At 59.3% G+C, this 17,844-nt stretch carries 14 protein-coding genes; 10 read left to right on the top strand and 4 right to left on the bottom strand.

The window, feature by feature from the left end; genetic code table 11:
* Positions 1-28 precede the first annotated feature (28 nt).
* Positions 29-511, top strand: a complete 483-nt coding sequence (locus AC07U5_RS17895) for a BA14K family protein (protein WP_062423727.1) — start codon at positions 29-31, stop codon at positions 509-511.
* A gap of 46 nt (positions 512-557) precedes the next feature.
* On the opposite strand, the gene AC07U5_RS17890 is transcribed toward AC07U5_RS17895, so the two are convergent.
* Both AC07U5_RS17890 and AC07U5_RS17885 read right to left on the bottom strand, forming a co-directional pair.
* Positions 558-1,913, bottom strand: a complete 1,356-nt coding sequence (locus AC07U5_RS17890; protein WP_333631222.1) for a sigma-54-dependent transcriptional regulator — start codon at positions 1,911-1,913, stop codon at positions 558-560.
* 1 nt (position 1,914) lies between these two features.
* On the bottom strand, positions 1,915-3,735 hold the full coding sequence (locus tag AC07U5_RS17885; RefSeq protein WP_494723817.1) for a sensor histidine kinase: 1,821 nt from the start codon (positions 3,733-3,735) through the stop codon (positions 1,915-1,917).
* 257 nt (positions 3,736-3,992) lie between these two features.
* Here AC07U5_RS17885 and AC07U5_RS17880 point away from each other — a divergent pair, with 257 nt between their 5' ends.
* From AC07U5_RS17880 to iolB, 9 genes are all read left to right on the top strand, one after another.
* Positions 3,993-5,327 carry a dicarboxylate/amino acid:cation symporter gene (locus tag AC07U5_RS17880; protein WP_112358951.1) on the top strand — a complete coding sequence of 445 codons (1,335 nt, stop codon included), beginning with the start codon at positions 3,993-3,995 and terminating at the stop codon, positions 5,325-5,327.
* A gap of 121 nt (positions 5,328-5,448) precedes the next feature.
* Complete coding sequence (locus AC07U5_RS17875; RefSeq protein WP_062444220.1) at positions 5,449-5,886, top strand: EamA family transporter; 438 nt, start codon at positions 5,449-5,451, stop codon at positions 5,884-5,886.
* Between the two features lie 91 nt (positions 5,887-5,977).
* Positions 5,978-7,510 (top strand): acyl-CoA carboxylase subunit beta, encoded by a 1,533-nt coding sequence (locus AC07U5_RS17870; RefSeq protein WP_494723816.1) that lies wholly within the window; start codon positions 5,978-5,980, stop codon positions 7,508-7,510.
* A gap of 11 nt (positions 7,511-7,521) precedes the next feature.
* Positions 7,522-9,525, top strand: coding sequence for an acetyl-CoA carboxylase biotin carboxylase subunit (locus tag AC07U5_RS17865; protein WP_494723815.1), 2,004 nt, complete (start codon positions 7,522-7,524; stop codon positions 9,523-9,525).
* 101 nt (positions 9,526-9,626) lie between these two features.
* On the top strand, positions 9,627-10,442 hold the full coding sequence (locus AC07U5_RS17860) for a MurR/RpiR family transcriptional regulator (protein ID WP_062423722.1): 816 nt from the start codon (positions 9,627-9,629) through the stop codon (positions 10,440-10,442).
* A gap of 115 nt (positions 10,443-10,557) precedes the next feature.
* Positions 10,558-12,483 (top strand): bifunctional 5-dehydro-2-deoxygluconokinase/5-dehydro-2-deoxyphosphogluconate aldolase, encoded by a 1,926-nt coding sequence (locus AC07U5_RS17855; RefSeq protein ID WP_494724271.1) that lies wholly within the window; start codon positions 10,558-10,560, stop codon positions 12,481-12,483.
* Positions 12,480-14,303: a 3D-(3,5/4)-trihydroxycyclohexane-1,2-dione acylhydrolase (decyclizing) gene (gene iolD, locus AC07U5_RS17850; RefSeq protein WP_494723814.1), complete on the top strand. Its 1,824-nt coding sequence runs from the start codon at positions 12,480-12,482 to the stop codon at positions 14,301-14,303. The genes AC07U5_RS17855 and iolD overlap by 4 nt, the downstream gene beginning before the upstream one ends.
* Before the next feature lie 2 nt (positions 14,304-14,305).
* A complete protein-coding gene (iolE, locus tag AC07U5_RS17845; protein WP_494723813.1) occupies positions 14,306-15,205 on the top strand; it encodes a myo-inosose-2 dehydratase in 900 nt (299 codons plus the stop codon).
* Positions 15,206-15,220: 15 nt separating this feature from the next.
* Positions 15,221-16,030 carry a 5-deoxy-glucuronate isomerase gene (iolB, locus tag AC07U5_RS17840; protein WP_494723812.1) on the top strand — a complete coding sequence of 270 codons (810 nt, stop codon included), beginning with the start codon at positions 15,221-15,223 and terminating at the stop codon, positions 16,028-16,030.
* 78 nt (positions 16,031-16,108) lie between these two features.
* Here iolB and iolG read toward each other — a convergent pair whose 3' ends face one another.
* Both iolG and AC07U5_RS17830 read right to left on the bottom strand, forming a co-directional pair.
* Positions 16,109-17,101: an inositol 2-dehydrogenase gene (iolG, locus tag AC07U5_RS17835; protein ID WP_112358962.1), complete on the bottom strand. Its 993-nt coding sequence runs from the start codon at positions 17,099-17,101 to the stop codon at positions 16,109-16,111.
* A gap of 255 nt (positions 17,102-17,356) precedes the next feature.
* Entirely contained in the window at positions 17,357-17,740 is a 384-nt protein-coding gene (locus AC07U5_RS17830) for a hypothetical protein (protein WP_494723811.1), read from the bottom strand.
* Positions 17,741-17,844: the final 104 nt, after the last annotated feature.

Below are 17,844 nucleotides of genomic sequence, written 5' to 3'. Positions count from 1 at the left end.
GCAACTGCCGTTTTGATGGAAAATGAACATGGCTTCGATTGCAGCTAAATCTCTCCTGGCCCTCGCGGTATCTGCAACCGTCCTGGCACCCTTGAACACGGCATCGGCTGGCGACTGGCGTCACAGAAATCGCGACGCGGCCATCATCGGCGGTGTTCTTGGCCTCGCTGCCGGTGTCGCCGTCGGCTCGGCCTTGTCGCAGCCGCGTTATGAGGAAGAGCCGGTCTATGCCGAGCCTCCTCCGGTCCGCCGCTACCAGACCTATCAGCCCAGCTACACATATGATGATCCGGACTATCGCGAGTATCGTCCCGCACCACGCCCGGTCTATCGCGCCCAGCCGGTTTACGAGCCCCGCCCCGTCTACAGACAGCGTCAGGTTTACCGCACGATCGAACCGTGGTCCCAGTCCTGGTATAACTATTGCTCGCAGCGTTACCGCAGCTTCAATCCGAACAGCGGTACCTATATCGGCAATGATGGAAACAGTCACTTCTGCGTCGCAGGCTGACCGCTACAGCCTGGATTTTTAAGAATTTGAACCGCTCGGATAACCCTCATTTGGGGACGTAATCCGAGCGGTTTATGTTATGGCGCTGCAGCTTGTCGTAAAAGGTCTTGCGCGCAATTCCGAGCGCCGCGATGGTTTCGGCAACGTCACCCTGATGCTTCTCCAGTGTTTCGCGAATGATGTCCGCCTCCTGCCGATCCATGCGTTCGGAAAGCGTCCCTGATCCACTCGATATCGCAGCCGGGCTGGAAATCTGCGGCTGCCCGCCTTCCAGTCCCAGCACCACACGCTCGGCGAAATGTCCGAGTTCACGCACATTGCCCGGCCATTGATGTTCGTTGAGGAAGCGCGAAACGGATGCGCCGATCTGCGGCACCGGCATGCCAAAGCGGCTGGAAGCCTTGCTGACGAAGTGAGAAAAAAGCAGCGGTATGTCGGCACGCCGCTCGCGCAATGGCGGGATGGAGAGCGTCACCACATTCAAACGGTAATAGAGATCCTCGCGAAAATCCTTACGCTGCTCGGGATCCCCGAGATCCACCTTGGCGGCGGCAACGACACGAATATCGACGGAACGCTCCTCGTTTGAGCCAACCGGAGATACCTCACGCATTTCCAGAACACGCAGCATCTTCACCTGCAAAGCAGGCGGCATGCTTTCGATCTCGTCCAGAAACAACGTCCCGCCGCTCGAATATTCGATACGGCCGATACGCTTCTTCTGCGCACCGGTAAAGGCGCCGGCCTCATGGCCGAAAAGCTCGCTTTCGATCACGGTTTCCGGCAAGGCACCGCAGTTCAACGCCACGAAGTTTCCGTGGCTGCGCTTCTTGCTCCAGCGGTGAAGGGCAGTCGCCACCACTTCCTTGCCGCTGCCGGTCTCTCCCGCCACCAGCACATCCACATCCGTATCGGCGATGTGGCGCAAGGTATTGCGCAGGCGCTCCATCGCAGGCGTCTGGCCAAGCAGCGGCATGTCGTCGATCGACTGGTCAGCCGCCTGCTTCAACGCCCTGTTTTCCATCACCAGCCGGCGCTTCTCCAGCGCACGGCGCACACTTTCCACCATGCGTTCGGCGGGAAAGGGCTTGGCGATAAAATCATAAGCGCCGTTCTGCAGCGCACTGACCGCCATTGGCACATCGCCATGGCCGGTGATCAGAATGACCGGTAGATCCGCGTCGATCTTCCGAACATGCTCGAAAAACTGCAGGCCATCCATGCCGGGCATACGCACATCAGTGACGATCACACCGTCGAAATTTTCTTCCAGGGCATCGAGCGCCAGCTCTGCCTTGGGGAAAGGCATCACCGTCATGCCTTCGAGTTCCAGCGTCTGCCGCATCGCCTTGCGAAGCTGCGAGTCATCATCAACCAGATAGACCGTTCCCATTACCGTCATGTTATGCCCGCTTTAAATAGACAGAGAAACATGTGCCGCTTTCGCCGGTATCGACCTCGATCCGGCCACCGTAATCCGAGGCGATATCGCTGGAGATGACGAGGCCGAGGCCAAGCCCACCTTCCTTCGACGTGTTGAAGGGCGAGAAAAGCTGCTCGAGAATAGGCGCGGCGATACCGGGTCCGTTGTCGCGAACCTTCAGCACAACGTCGTCCTTTTCCTCCTCGACCCGCACGTCGACGCGACCATCAGTCTTCTCCTCGACGGCTTCAAGCGCGTTCTGCAGGAGATTGATGACGATCTGCTCCAGGCGGATGCGGCTTCCCATCACCTTGACGCTCTCGTCGGGCAGATCGAGATCGAGAATGTCCATGCGACCGGAAAAGCGGCTGCGCAACAACACCACCGCCCCTTCCACGACCAGACGAAGGCTGACGGGCTCGGCTGCGGTCCTTCCCTTGCGGGCGAGGATTTTGAGATCGCTGGTGATGACGCCGATGCGCTCGGTCAGTGCGGCGATATTCTCTAGGTTCTCATCCGCCTCTTCGGCGCGCTTTCGCTTCAAAAGTACACGCGCATTGTCGGCATAGGCGCGAATGGTCGCCACGGGCTGATTGATCTCATGCGCGACGCCCGCCGCAACCTGGCCAAGGATCGAGAGCCGATTTGCCTGGACAAGATCGTGCTGAACGCTCTGCAACTCCTTACCCGTCTGTTCGTGTCGCAGAATTTCGGCCTGAAGCTTGTCGCGCGCCATCGTGAGATCGACGGTGCGCTCCTGCACGCGACGCTCCAACTCCGCCCGCGCCCGCTCTGCAGCAGCCTGTGCCTGCTCCGCCTTTAACCGACGCCGAAGCCAGATTGCCGACAGCGCAAAGAGCGGCATGAGGGCGGCAAGAGCAATGATCCGGCTTTCGCGTATCGCGGCATTGGTCGTCGGCGTCACGGGCTGAAGATAATGCAACGACCATCTGGTCGTCGGAACGGGAAGTTCGAGACGAAGATAATCTCCTCTCAGCGCTGGCGGGGAGTTCACCTCAACCAGCGCCACATCCGGACCGAGTTTGGATCGCACGGTTACCGGCAAGGGAGAGAGCGCTTCCTCTCCGAATTGGAGACTGGCGGAAATCATTCGCCGTTTGGCTTCGTCGATCGGCGCCACCGTCTTGAACCGCCATTCGGGTATGCTTGTCATCAGCACCACACCGTTGGAATCGACGATATAAACGGGACGCCCGCCGATATTCCAGTCGGTCTCAAGCCGGTTGAATTCCACTTTGGCGATGACGACGCCGAGCGGCTTGCCACCTGCGCCATCGATCCGCCGCGAGATATAGAGCCCCGGCCGGCGGCTGACATTGCCAAGCGCGTAATGCTCCGCCATGCCCGTTTCCATGGCTCTGCGAAAATAGTCCCGGAAGGCATAATTGGAGCCGACGAAACTCTCGGGTGTCTGCCAATTGCTGGACGCAATGGTGACGCCCTTCGCATCCGTTACATAAATGACCGAGGCCTGCGTGCCCTCGATCAGCCCCTCCAGCTTTTCGTCCAGACGCTGAACGGCCGCGCCGCCATTCTCCAATGCTTCGGTGATATCCCTGTCGCGGGAGAGGACGAGTGGCAGGACGCGCGGGCGCTCCAGTGCCACATTCAGCAAAGCCGTTTTCAGCTCGGCGTCCGTGGTGGAATCGGCAATCAGCCGCTTCGTCGCTTGGACGCGCCCGATCTTGTCGGCAGCCACGAAGGCGCCGAAGCCGATGATGACCCACATCAGCGCAAAGGCCATCCAGCGGAAGCGGCTACTATTTAAGAAAGTGGACATTGTATTGCTCGACACCCATCGCCCCAATGTGCGGGAATCCACACAAAACACAAGAGATGTTGAGCGGGAAAACACACTTGTGAAAACGGTTCCTGATTCGGCTCAAAATAAAATCCATGCTTTTCAGTCATTTAATCCTCAAAGATCGAACTGGCACGCTATTTGCTCTTGTATTTCCGAACGGCAGAGGGCCGGGCAAAACGCAAAGGCAAACCCGGGAGGCCGTCAGGGCAGGGTTAAGCCGAGGAGGAACTAAAATGATTGACAGCACAGCCGTGGCCGAAAGCCACGCCAGACTGCCTTTTTACCGGCATCTCTACTTCCAGGTCATCGTCGCTATCGCCGCAGGTATTGCGCTCGGCCACTTTTATCCCGCTCTTGGCGAACAGCTGAAGCCGCTTGGTGATGGTTTCATCCGCCTGGTCAAGATGATCATCGCACCTGTGATCTTCCTCACAGTCGCAACCGGCATTGCCGGCATGAACGACATGAAGAAGGTCGGCCGCGTTGCCGGCAAGGCGATGATCTACTTCATAACCTTCTCCACCCTGGCGCTCATCGTCGGCATGATCGTTGCCAACGTCGTTCAGCCGGGTGCCGGCATGAACATCGATCCGTCCACGCTGGATGGTAAGGCCGTTGCCACCTACGCCGCCAAGGCGCATGAGCAGTCCATCACCGGCTTCCTGATGAACATCATCCCGACGACGATCGTCGGCGCTTTCGCAGAAGGCGATATTCTTCAGGTTCTGTTCTTCTCCGTCCTGTTCGGCATTTCGCTCGGCGTCGTCGGAGAGCGTGGCAAGCCTGTCGTCGATTTCATGCATGCTCTGATGTATCCGATCTTCAAGCTGGTCGCGATCCTGATGAAGGCTGCTCCGATCGGTGCGTTTGGCGCCATGGCCTTCACCATCGGCAAATACGGCATTGCATCGGTCACCAACCTCGCCATGCTGATCGGCACCTTCTACCTGACGTCGCTGATCTTCGTGCTCGTCATTCTGGGTGCTGTCTGCCGCTATAACGGCTTCTCCATCCTGGCGCTGATCCGCTACATCAAGGAAGAGCTGCTGCTCGTTCTTGGCACGTCTTCTTCGGAAGCCGCCCTTCCGGGCCTGATGAGCAAGATGGAAAAGGCAGGTTGCAAGCGCTCCGTCGTCGGTCTCGTCATTCCGACCGGCTACTCCTTCAACCTCGATGGCACGAACATCTACATGACGCTCGCTGCCCTCTTCATCGCACAGGCAACGGGTATCCACCTGTCCTTCGGTGAACAGGTTCTCCTGCTGCTCGTTGCCATGCTGAGCTCCAAGGGTGCTGCAGGCATCACCGGTGCTGGCTTCATCACGCTCGCGGCCACACTCTCGGTCGTACCATCCGTGCCGGTTGCCGGTATGGCGCTGATCCTCGGCATCGACCGCTTCATGTCGGAATGCCGCGCTCTGACCAACTTCGTCGGCAACGCGGTCGCAACGATTGTCGTTGCCCGTTGGGAAGGCGAACTCGACCAGGAGCAGCTGGCAACGGTGCTAAGAGGCGAAGAGCCCAAAGTCGTCGACGATCCAACAGCACTTGGGGTTCCGGCAGAGTAAGACACTCTCTTGAAAACAATGCATACAGAGGCCCGCTTCGATCATTCGAGGCGGGCCTCTTCTTTTCCGGCCCCGGCTTGGTAAAGATGGATACCACTCCTCTCCTCAACGGTGCTTGATGATGAAAAACCTGTTTCTCTCATGGCAAGTCTGGGCTCTTCTTTCGGCCGCTTTCGCCGCGCTGACCGCCATCTTCGCCAAGATCGGCATCGAAAACGTCAACTCCGATTTCGCCACCTTCATCCGAACCATCGTCATTCTTCTGGCTGCAGGCTTGATGGTCTATGTTACCGGGAACTGGCAAAGCCCGGCGACGATTACGCCTCGCACCTGGCTGTTCCTCGTCCTCTCCGGGCTTGCGACCGGTGCATCCTGGATCTGCTATTTCCGTGCCCTGAAGATCGGCGATGCCGCGCGCGTTGCGCCGATCGACAAGCTCAGCGTCGTCTTCGTCGCGGTCTTTGCGGTTCTCTTTCTGGGCGAACGGCTCTCTCTTCCCAACTGGCTCGGCGTGGTCCTGATTGCCTGCGGGGCGGTTCTCGTCGCCTATCGCAGCTAGCTGGTGTATGTTCCGTCTGCGACGAAGGCGGACATTTCCATTTTACGAATAAGGCTTTAAGACTTGTCTGCGAATGCGACAGGGAGGTCTTATGCGTTCAGTCCTTCAAGAACTGGAAAGCCGCCGCGCCGAGGCTCGTCTGGGCGGCGGACAGAAGCGTATCGATACGCAGCACGCCAAAGGCAAGCTGACGGCGCGCGAACGCCTCGACGTGCTGCTGGATGAAGGCTCCTTCGAAGAATACGACATGTATGTGACCCACCGGGCGGTGGATTTCGGCATGGCGGATCAGAAGGTGGCCGGCGATGGCGTCGTGACCGGCTGGGGCACGATCAACGGGCGGCAGGTCTATGTGTTCAGCCAGGATTTCACCGTGCTTGGCGGCTCCTTGTCCGAGACCCACGCCCAAAAAATCTGCAAGATCATGGATATGGCGGTGCGCGTCGGCGCGCCTGTGATTGGCCTCAACGATTCCGGCGGTGCGCGCATCCAGGAAGGCGTCTCGTCGCTTGCGGGCTATGCGGAAGTCTTCCGTCGCAACGCGGAAGTGTCCGGCGTGGTGCCGCAGATCTCCGTCATCATGGGACCTTGCGCGGGCGGTGCGGTCTATTCGCCCGCCATGACCGACTTCATCTTCATGGTGCGCGATACCTCTTACATGTTCGTCACCGGTCCGGACGTTGTGAAGACCGTCACCAATGAGATCGTCACCGCCGAGGAGCTGGGTGGCGCCACCACCCACACGAAGAAATCCTCCGTTGCCGATGGCGCCTATGAGAACGACATCGAGGCGCTGGAAGCGGTGCGCGCGCTGTTCGATTTTCTCCCCACCAACAACCGGGAGAAGCCGCCGACGCGACCGTTCCATGACGATCCGGCCCGCCTTGAGGCGAAGCTCGATACCTTGATCCCGGACAGTTCCAACAAGCCCTATGACATGAAGGAGCTGATCCACGCGATTGCCGACGAAGGCGATTTCTTCGAGTTGCAGGAGGCATTTGCCAGAAACATCATCACCGGCTTCATCCGCCTTGAGGGAGAAACGGTGGGCGTCGTCGCCAACCAGCCCATGGTGCTGGCCGGATGCCTGGATATCGACAGCTCCCGCAAGGCGGCGAAGTTCGTCCGCTTCTGCGACGCCTTCAACATTCCGATCCTGACCCTGGTGGATGTGCCGGGCTTCCTGCCTGGCGTGGCGCAGGAATATGGCGGCGTCATCAAGCACGGCGCCAAGCTGCTCTTCGCTTATTCCGAAGCAACGGTACCGATGGTGACGCTGATTACCCGCAAGGCCTATGGCGGTGCCTATGATGTCATGGCGTCGAAACATATCGGTGCCGACATCAACTATGCCTGGCCAACGGCGGAGATTGCCGTGATGGGCGCCAAGGGTGCGACTGAAATTCTTTACCGCTCCGAACTGTCGAACCCTGACAAGATTGCGGAACGGACGCGCGAATATGAAGAGCGTTTCGCCAATCCCTTCGTCGCTGCCGAACGCGGCTTCATCGATGAAGTCATCATGCCGCATTCCTCGCGACGTCGGATTGCCCGCGCCTTTGCGTCCCTGCGCAACAAGCAGGTGACGACGCATTGGAAGAAACACGATACGATTCCGTTGTGAGGATGAAGCCTATGTTCAAGAAAATCCTCGTTGCCAATCGCGGCGAAATCGCCTGCCGCGTCATTCGCACCGCAAAGAAGATGGGCATCGCAACGGTCGCGGTTTATTCCGATGCGGATGCCAATGCGCTGCATGTGCGCGAGGCCGACGAAGCGGTGCATATCGGCCCGGCACCCTCCAACCAGTCCTATATCGTGATCGACAAGATCCTCGAGGCCATTCGCAAAACGGGTGCTGATGCGGTGCATCCGGGCTATGGCTTCCTCTCTGAGAATCCAGCTTTCGCGGCGGCTCTGGAAAAGGAAGGTGTTGCCTTCGTCGGCCCGCCGGTCAAAGCCATCGAAGCGATGGGCGACAAGATCACCTCCAAGAAGCTGGCAGCCGAGGCAGGCGTCTCCACCGTTCCCGGCCATATGGGCTTGATCGAGACTGCCGATGAGGCCGTCAGCATCGCATCCGAGATCGGCTACCCGGTGATGATCAAGGCATCGGCCGGCGGCGGCGGCAAGGGCATGCGCATTGCCTGGAACGATAGCGAGGCACGCGAGGGTTTCCAGTCATCACGCAATGAAGCAAAAGCATCTTTCGGTGACGATCGGATTTTCATCGAAAAATTCGTCACACAGCCGCGTCACATCGAAATCCAGGTTCTCGGTGACCAGCACGGCACGGTGCTCTATCTGGGCGAGCGGGAATGCTCCATTCAACGCCGAAATCAAAAGGTGATCGAAGAAGCACCATCTCCGTTTCTCGATGAGGCAACGCGCAAGGCGATGGGCGAACAGGCCGTGGCGTTGGCCAAAGCGGTCGGCTACTTCTCCGCCGGTACGGTGGAGTTCATCGTCGATGGCGACCGCAACTTCTACTTCCTGGAAATGAACACCCGGCTTCAGGTGGAGCACCCCGTCACCGAACTTGTGACCGGCATCGATCTCGTGGAGCAGATGATCCGGGTGGCAGCGGGCGAAAAACTGGCTCTCTCCCAAACGGACATCAAGCTCAATGGCTGGGCGATCGAGAGCCGGCTATATGCGGAAGATCCTTATCGCAACTTCCTTCCCTCCATCGGTCGATTGACCCGCTACCGTCCCCCGCAAGAAGGCCGCCAGGAGAATGGCACGATCCTTCGCAACGATACCGGCGTCTTCGAAGGCGGCGAAATCTCTATGTATTACGATCCGATGATCGCCAAGCTCTGCAGTTGGGGCGGGACACGGCTCTCCGCTATCGATGCCATGGGCGAGGCGCTCGATCGCTTCGAGGTCGAGGGCATCGGGCATAACCTGCCCTTTCTTTCGGCGGTCATGCAGCATCCTCGTTTCCGTTCCGGCAATCTGACCACCGGCTTTATCGCCGAGGAATTTCCAGACGGTTTTTCCGGAGTGGAGCCGCAGACGCAAGCCGCTGAACGACTGGCCGCGATTGCTGCGGTCATTCACCATCAGGTGCAGAGCCGCGCAGCTCAGATCTCCGGCACCATCGGCAACCATCGCCGCATTGTCGGCAAGGACTGGGTGGTTCAACTCGGTAAAACCCAGCACCGGATTTTCGTTGATCTCGAGGGCGATCATATCGTGACCCAAGTCGAGGGCGGCGAGAGGCTGGCTGTCGAAACCGACTGGCTACCGGGCCGCAGCCTTGGCATGTTCCGGCTGGGCGATGCGGTTCTGGCGGTAAAGATCGATCTGTCGCCATCCGCCATCCGATTGCGTTGGCATGGTGTGGACATCGTCGCCCAGGTTCGCAGCCCTCGCGTCGCCGAACTTGCGCGTCTCATGCCGGGAAAGCTGCCGCCGGATACATCGAAGATGCTGCTCTGCCCCATGCCGGGCGTCATTACCTCGATCTCGGTCGCGGAGGGGGATGAAGTCGAGGCCGGACAGGCGCTGGCAACCGTAGAGGCGATGAAGATGGAGAACATTCTTCGCGCTGAGCGCAAGGGCCGCGTTGCCAGGGTTTGCGTGAAGGCTGGTGACAGCCTTGCCGTCGATGAGGTGATCCTGCAATTCGATTGACGAGGGTGCCCACCTAAGATTCCCCTTCCCTGTCCTGCCTTTTCTGGAATAGATATTCCAATCCAGGAGAGACGATTTCATTTTTGGGGGAGTGAAACGAGATGCAGGATCTTGCCGCACCGGCAACGGTGAAGGAGTTTGAGGAGAGACTTGTCGAGGTTGCGCCGAAACTGCCGAAGAGATTGCGGCAGTGCGCGGATTATGTGGCAGCCAATACCGATCGTATCGCCGTTTCCACTGTCGCGGAGATGGCGGAAGCCGCTGGAGTCCAGCCTTCCGCCTTCATGCGCTTCTGCCAGATCTTAGGCTTTTCCGGCTTCTCCGAAATGCAGCGACTGTTCAAGGAAAGCTATTCCGGCCGTTGGCCGGATTACGATACCCGGCTCACCAACCTGCGCGACAAGGGCGAAGACAGTGGTGGACGGCTTCTGGCTGAATTTGTCGAAGCGGGGCGTGCCTCGCTGGAAAACCTGCTGAAAACCGTCGATCAATCTGCTTTCGAGGCCGCAATCCAGGTGCTGGCCGACGCGCAGATGATCCACATCGTCGGCTTGCGCCGCTCCTTCCCGGTCGCAAGCTATCTCGCCTACGCTTTCGAGAAGATGCAGGTGCCCTCCATGCTGCACGCCTCCGTCGGCCAGTTGCAAAGCGCCAATGCAATCCGCCAGGGCGATGTGGTTCTCGCCATCACCTTTGCGCCCTATTCGGCTGAGACGATGGAGATCGTTTCCTCCAGCCGTGCCCGAAAAATTCCGGTCGTGGCGATCACCGATACGGCGGTCAATCCGCTACGACAATTCGATGCCACAGTGCTGACCGTGTCAGAGGTTGATTTCGGCGCATTCCGTTCTCTGTCGGCGACCCTCTGCATTGCCATTGCGCTTGCAGTCGGTGTAGGAACGCACCGACAAAACTGAATATTCGTATTGAAAATAGAAAAAATAGAATTTATAGTCCAAATACAAATGAGGGAGAAAAGTGACGGATATTCAGTTCCGTCCTTTGTAGCGCGTGACAGCGCGGAGGAGACAGATCGTGAAGACACTCGATCTCATCACGATCGGCCGCTCGTCGGTCGATCTTTACGGCGCGCAGATCGGCGGACGTCTGGAGGACATGTCCTCCTTCAACAAGTACATCGGTGGCTCTCCCACCAACATTGCAGCAGGTGCTGCACGCCTTGGTCTGAAGAGTGCCGTCATTACCCGCGTCGGCGACGAGCACATGGGTCGCTTCATCCGCGAACAGTTGGTACGCGAAGGCGTCGATATTCGCGGCGTGCAGACCGACAAGGAGCGCCTGACCGCACTCGTCATTCTCGGCATTCGCGACCAGCAGCAGTTCCCACTGATCTTCTATCGCGAGAACTGCGCCGATATGGCGCTGAGCGAAGACGACATCGACCCTGCTTTCATCGCCGAAGCGAACTGCGTCTGCGCCACCGGCACGCATCTTTCGCATCCCCGTACGGAAGCGGCGGTTCTGAAGGCACTGCGCCTGGCGCGCGACAGCGGCGCGAAGACTGCGCTCGACATCGACTACCGCCCGAACCTCTGGGGTGTGGCTGGCCATGGTGACGGCGAAAGCCGCTTCGTGGAATCGGCGAAGGTCACGCAGAAGCTGCAATCCACCCTCAACCTCTTCGACCTGATCGTCGGCACCGAGGAAGAGTTCCACATTGCCGGTGGCTCCACCGATACTCTGGAAGCGCTGCGTGCCGTGCGCGCTGTCTCCAACGCCACGCTCGTCTGCAAGCGCGGGCCGATGGGCGCAGTGGTCTTTCCAGGCGCCATTCCAGACAGTCTCGACGATGGCGAAAGCGGCGAAGGCTTCCCCATCGAAGTCTTCAACGTGCTGGGTGCCGGTGATGGCTTCATGGCAGGCCTCTTCCGCGGATGGCTGCGCGGTGAAGACTGGCCGACGACATTGAAATACGCCAATGCCTGCGGCGCTTTCGCCGTGTCGCGCCATGGCTGCACGCCTGCATATCCAAGCTGGGAGGAACTGCAATATTTCTTCCGCACGGGCATTCGCAACAAGGCGCTGCGCAAGGACGACGCGCTGGAACAGGTGCATTGGGCCACCAATCGCAAAGGCGACTGGAGCACCATGCGCGTCTTTGCCTTCGATCACCGTATGCAACTGGAAGCCATCGCAAAGGATGTCGGCGTCGACGACAAGAAGATCGGCTCCTTCAAGGAGCTTTGCCTGAAAGCCGCCCATCAGGTTGCCGGTGGCGATGCCGGGTACGGCATTCTCTGTGATGGTCGTCTTGGCCGCGATGCTCTCTATCAGGCGGCAGGCTCAGGCCTGTGGATCGGCCGCCCCGCAGAATGGCCGGGCTCGCGCCCACTGACTCTGGAGCCGGATCTTGGACCCGATTGCGGCGGTCTGAACGAATGGCCGGCCGAACATGTGGTCAAGGTGCTGTGCTTCTACCATCCGGACGATGACGAGGCGATGCGCGCCGAGCAGGAAGAGACGGTCTTGCGTCTCTTCGCCGCCGCGCGCCGCAACCGGCTGGAATTTCTGCTGGAAGTCATCCCTTCCAAGGTGGCACCGATCGATGATGAAACGACTGCCCGCATCATAGACCGCTTCTACGAGATCGGCGTCTATCCAGACTGGTGGAAGCTTGAGCCTCTGAAGAGCGTGGAAGCCTGGCGTCAGGCGACCGATGCGGTAAAACGTCATGATCCTTACGTTCGTGGTATCGTGGTTCTCGGCCTGGAGGCGCCGCAGAGCGAGCTGGAGGAGAGTTTCAGGCTGGCGGCAGGCTTCGATCTGGTAAAAGGATTTGCCGTGGGTCGCACGATTTTTGCCGAGGCCGCGCGCAACTGGCTTGCGGGCAGAGTGAGTGACGAGGAGGCGGTTGCCGACATGGCAACCCGTTATGATGCGCTTTGCCGGATTTGGGACAAGGCGCGCGCCGCGCATGTAAAGGGAGAGGCAGCGTGAAGACGGTACGATTGACGGCGGCACAGGCGCTTGTGCGTTACCTGGCAGCCCAGATGAATGAGGATGGCGAGCCTTACATCGCCGGCGTCTGGGCGATCTTCGGCCACGGCAACGTAGCCGGCATGGGGGAGGCCCTTTATGGCATCCGCGAGGAACTACCGACCTATCGCGGCCAGAACGAGCAATCCATGGCGCATGCGGCGATTGCCTACACCAAGCAACTTGGCCGCCGCCGGACGATGGCGGTTACCTCTTCCATCGGTCCCGGCGCGTTGAACATGGTAACGGCTGCCGCCCTTGCGCATGTGAACCGTTTGCCCGTCCTGCTGATCCCCGGCGATGTCTTCGCCAACCGTGGGCCGGATCCGGTGCTGCAGCAGATCGAAGACTTCAACGACGGTACGGTCTCGGCCAATGATTGCTTCAAGCCGGTCAGCCGCTATTTCGACCGGATCATGCGCCCCGAACAGCTTCTGACCGCATTGCCACGCGCCTTCCGCACCATGACGGACCCCGCCGATTGCGGTCCTGTGACACTCTCCTTCTGCCAGGATGTGCAGGCGGAAGCCTATAATTATCCGGAGAGCTTCTTCGACAATAAGGTCTGGCGCCAGCGCCGCCCCGAGCCCGACAGAGCCGAACTCGAAGAAGCGATCGCCGCCCTCAAAGCGGCGAAGAACCCGATCATCGTCGCGGGCGGCGGCGTGCATTTTTCCGGCGCGACCGAGACGCTGAAGAGCTTCGCCGAGCGCCACTCCATACCCGTTATCGAAACCCAGGCCGGCAAATCCGCGCTGGCCTGGGATCACGAGATGAATTTCGGTCCCGCCGGTGTGACGGGCGCATCGAGCGCCAATGCGATTGCAGAAAAGGCCGATCTCGTCTTCGGTGTCGGAACCCGTTTTCAGGATTTCACCACCGGCTCCTGGGCGCTCTTCAAGAACCCGGCGCGCAAATTACTTGCACTTAACGTGCAAGCCTATGACAGCGCCAAGCACGATGCCATCAGCCTGACGGCCGATGCAAAAGTCGGCCTGGAAAAACTGACCGAAGCCTTGGGCAGCCACCGCTTTTCCGCACCCGATGCAAGCCTTAAGCAGGACTGGTTCGCCAAGGCCGACGCCGTGACCGCGGCACCGAAGGAGGCCAACAGCCTGCCGACGGATATGCAGGTGATCGGCGCGGTACAGCGCGCCTCGCGTGACAATACCGTCGTCATGTGTGCGGCAGGCACCATGCCTGGAGAGCTGCACCAGCTGTGGAAGGCGAAGCTGCCGCTTTCCTACCACATGGAATATGGCTTCTCCTGCATGGGCTATGAGATTGCCGGTGGCCTCGGCATCAAGATGGCAGAGCCCGAGCGCGACGTGATCGTCATGGTGGGCGATGGCTCCTACATGATGATGAATTCGGAGCTTGCCACTGCCGTTGCCATGGGCGTGAAGATCACTGTCGTCATCACCGACAATCGCGGCTATGGCTGCATCAACCGGCTGCAGATGGGCACCGGCGGGGCAGAGTTCAACAATCTCTACGCCCACACCAATCAGAAGAACCCGATCGCCATCGATTTCACCGCGCATGCAGCAAGTATGGGCGCGGATGCGCACAAGGTCTCGACAATCGCAGAACTCGAAACAGCACTCGATGCAGCCCGCAACGCAGACGTTCCGACCGTGATCGTTATCGATACCGACCCCTATCCGACACCGGATGCCGGGGGCTACTGGTGGGATGTCGCCGTGCCGGAAGTCTCCGAACGCAATGAAGTCAAACAGGCTCGTGCAGCCTATGAATCCGCACTGAAAGAAAGACGCTGATCATGATCCTTTACGGTACAAACCCCATCGCCTGGAGCAATGACGACGACCGCACGCTCGGCGCTCATATCAGCCTTGAGCAGTGCCTGGACGAAACCTCCAAGATTGGCTTCGACGGCATCGAGAAAGGCCACAAGTTCCCGCAGGAACCGGAAGGCCTCAAGGCGGTGCTGGAGCCCCGCAAGCTGCGCTACGTTTCCGGCTGGCATTCGCTCAACCTTCTGACCAACTCCATCGAAGACGAGAAGGCCGCCATGCAGCCTGCCCTCGACCTTCTGAAGGCGATGGGCTCCAAGGTCATCATCGTCTGCGAAACCTCCAACGCCATCCACGGCGAGGATGCAAAGCCGGTCAACGACCGCCCGAAGCTCGCCCACAGCGAATGGAAGCGCTTTGGCGAAGGCGTCGAAGCGCTGGCGAAACATGCTGCCGATCAGGGTGTCGCGCTCGTCTATCACCATCACATGGGCACGATCGTCGAGAGCGAAGACGAGATCGACCGGCTGATGGAGAACACTGGTCCGCACGCCAAGCTGCTGCTCGATACCGGCCATTGCCTTTTCGGTGGCGGCAACCCGGAGCGGCTGGCGAAGAAGCACATGGGTCGCGTCGGCCATATCCACGCCAAGAACGTGCGTCCGGTCATCGCCAAGCAGGTTCGCGACGAAAGCCTCTCCTTCCTCGAAGGCGTGCGCCGTGGCGTCTTCACCGTTCCCGGTGATAGCGAGGGCGGCGTCGACTTCCTTCCCGTTCTCAAGATTGCCGCAGAGCACGGCTACAGCGGCTGGCTGGTGATCGAGGCCGAGCAGGATCCGGATGTCCGCAATCCTTTCGAGTATCAGAGCCTCGGCCTGAAATCGCTGCGCGCCTTCGCCCGCGAAGCCGGCCTGGACAAAGGCTAAGGAAAGGTCCGACACATGGCAGATCTGCTGCGCAAACCCACCGGCACCTCCGGCAAGGTTCACGACATCACGCCGGAAAGCGCCAATTGGGGCTATGTGGGCTTCGGGCTCTACAACCTGAAGCCTGGCGAAACCGCAACCGAACAAACCGGCGAGACAGAGGTAATTCTCGTTCTCGTCGAGGGCAAGGCGGAAATCTCGTCGGAAGACAAGAATTTCGGCGAACTTGGCGACCGCATGAATGTCTTCGAGCGCAAGCCGCCGCATTGTGTCTACATCCCGGCAGGCTCTTCCTGGACCGTCACTGCGACTACCGACTGCACGCTTGGTGTGTGCACCGCACCGGCAAAGCCAGGTCGTGAAGCGCAAGTCATTGGACCAGCGGGAATTACTCTGGCGGAGCGCGGCAAGGGCGGCAACACGCGTTACATCTTCCCGATCGCCATGGAAGATCGCGACGTGGCCGACAGCCTGCTGGTCACGGAAGTCTTCACCCCATCCGGTCACTGGTCCTCCTACCCGCCGCACCGGCACGACGAGGACAACTATCCGGAAATGACCTATCTGGAAGAGACCTACTACCACCGCCTCAATCCGGAGCAGGGCTTCGGCTTCCAGCGCGTCTTTACCGAAGACGGCTCGCTGGACGAAACCATGGCGGTCTCAAGCGGCGATGTGGTGCTTGTACCGAAGGGGCATCACCCCTGTGGCTCTCCCTATGGCTATGAGATGTACTATCTCAACGTCATGGCCGGACCGATGCGCAAATGGCGCTTCCAGAACCACCCGGATCACGACTGGATTTTCAAGCGCGACAATCCATAAACGCGCAATCTCTGCCTGAAAAAAAACGCTCGCACCGAAACAACGATGCGAGCGTTTTTTGTTGGTCCAAAAATCCGATCAGACGATTTGAACAGGCTTGCCTGTCTGCCAGCTTTCGGTGGCGGCATCGGCCAGTTTCTGCGCCTGGAGACCGTCGAAACCGCTTGGACGCGGCGAGGTGTTGCCGGCATCGACCGCGTCGATGAAGGTGTTGATCTCGTTGGCATAGGCCTGGGCGTAGCGCTCGATGAAGAAGTTCTGCACCGGATCGCCGGCAATGCCGTTGGCGTTCCACAATTCGACGCTCGAATTCTGGATGTTGCGGGCCGAGAGCATGCCGGTCGAGCCATGCACTTCGATACGCTGGTCGTATCCATAGGTCGCACGGCGGGAATTGGTGATCACTGCGATCCGTCCCGATGCCGTCTGCATCTGCACGGCTGCGGTATCCACATCGCCTTCCTCACCGATCGCCTTGTCAACCAGCGCAGAGCCGAGCGCGTTGACGACCACGAACTCTTCACCCATCAGGAAGCGGGCCATATCGAAGTCGTGGATCATCATGTCACGAAAGAGACCGCCGGAGGACTTCACATAGCTTGCCGGTGGCGGGTTGGGATCGCGGCTGATGATGGTGACGATCTCGATCTCTCCGACATCGCCATTGCGCAGCCGCTGCTCGACCATCGAGAAGTTGGTATCAAAGCGGCGGTTGAAGCCGATCATCAGAGTGGATTTATTCTGTTCGACCACATCCAGGCACTGGTTGATGCGATCAACCGAAAGCGATACCGGCTTTTCGCAAAGAATATGCTTGCCAGCCTTGGATGCCGCCTCGATCAGATCGGCATGGCTTGGCGTCGGGGTGGCGATCAGCACGGCATCGACATCCGATGCGGCGATAATCTCTTCAACGGATGCGACCCGCGCGCCCGTTTGTAGCGCCAGCTGTTCCGCCGCCGCAGGAAAGGCATCCGCGACATAGGCAAGCTTTGCCTTGGGATTGGCGGCAATCGTTGCCGCATGGACCTTGCCAATACGGCCCGCACCCAGCACACCGAACCTGATCATTTCATTTGCTCCACGCTAAACTCCTCCTTGGGACGGCCACTTCCGAAGAAGCAGGTCGCGCCCTGTCACCATCCGATCTTCTGTCGATGACGATCGATGAGACCCTAGCTCAAGCCAAGGCGAAATCAAGTGGAAATTCCATTAGAATCCTCAGTGAAATATTTATTCTATTCCTGCTTGGCTCGTGGTGTGTCGGACACTTATCGGATCACATGGAGAGCGCTGACTTGAGGGATCTAGGCACTCTATAGCGCCTCAATGTGTGGAGCCGCGGCTCTGGGCCGCGAGCGCGGAGACGATGTGTCTGATTTCAGCTTTAGCGTCCGAGAGCACGAACGGCCCATGGTGGTGAGTGAGGGCGCTGGGGGGAACGAAAAAGATGTAGGGGATTGCTCTGCTGTCCAAGTCTGCCATCAACGGCAGCATCAATTCGGCTCCGTATCGCGCATCGATGACTGCGCCGCTGAAATGCCAGTCGTGATCATTGACCGACGTCACGGCGTAAGGACCTTGCAAAACCATCGATGCCTCGGACCATGCAGACTTGATTGCAGGCGTGAGCGTGTCGCTTTTGCCGAAGACGGCTATCGTCAAACGTCCGTTCGTCCTCAAGCGCCGCTCCGCGTTCGTTTTGGTCATTTAGCAGTCCCTTGCATCCACCGATAATCGACTCGCCCTTCCGGCCCGTAGACGATCATCATGTCCATCCGTCTTCCCGTCCCTTGAGGAACCGAACTGCGCAA

The organism is Agrobacterium sp. GW821-FHT02D03, from assembly GCF_059421725.1.
This window is presented reverse-complemented; position numbering and strand designations above follow the sequence as displayed.

What these genes read in the sequence shown, in the direction of transcription:
- AC07U5_RS17870 (WP_494723816.1), top strand. Translation starts at nt 5,978, where the DNA reads ATGCGTTCAGTCCTTCAAGAACTGGAAAGCCGCCGCGCCGAGGCTCGT.
- AC07U5_RS17885 (WP_494723817.1), bottom strand. Translation starts at nt 3,735, where the DNA reads ATGTCCACTTTCTTAAATAGTAGCCGCTTCCGCTGGATGGCCTTTGCG.
- AC07U5_RS17895 (WP_062423727.1), top strand. Translation starts at nt 29, where the DNA reads ATGGCTTCGATTGCAGCTAAATCTCTCCTGGCCCTCGCGGTATCTGCA.
- AC07U5_RS17865 (WP_494723815.1), top strand. Translation starts at nt 7,522, where the DNA reads ATGTTCAAGAAAATCCTCGTTGCCAATCGCGGCGAAATCGCCTGCCGC.
- AC07U5_RS17860 (WP_062423722.1), top strand. Translation starts at nt 9,627, where the DNA reads ATGCAGGATCTTGCCGCACCGGCAACGGTGAAGGAGTTTGAGGAGAGA.
- AC07U5_RS17875 (WP_062444220.1), top strand. Translation starts at nt 5,449, where the DNA reads ATGAAAAACCTGTTTCTCTCATGGCAAGTCTGGGCTCTTCTTTCGGCC.
- AC07U5_RS17890 (WP_333631222.1), bottom strand. Translation starts at nt 1,913, where the DNA reads ATGACGGTAATGGGAACGGTCTATCTGGTTGATGATGACTCGCAGCTT.
- iolB (WP_494723812.1), top strand. Translation starts at nt 15,221, where the DNA reads ATGGCAGATCTGCTGCGCAAACCCACCGGCACCTCCGGCAAGGTTCAC.
- iolE (WP_494723813.1), top strand. Translation starts at nt 14,306, where the DNA reads ATGATCCTTTACGGTACAAACCCCATCGCCTGGAGCAATGACGACGAC.
- AC07U5_RS17830 (WP_494723811.1), bottom strand. Translation starts at nt 17,740, where the DNA reads ATGACCAAAACGAACGCGGAGCGGCGCTTGAGGACGAACGGACGTTTG.
- AC07U5_RS17880 (WP_112358951.1), top strand. Translation starts at nt 3,993, where the DNA reads ATGATTGACAGCACAGCCGTGGCCGAAAGCCACGCCAGACTGCCTTTT.
- iolG (WP_112358962.1), bottom strand. Translation starts at nt 17,101, where the DNA reads ATGATCAGGTTCGGTGTGCTGGGTGCGGGCCGTATTGGCAAGGTCCAT.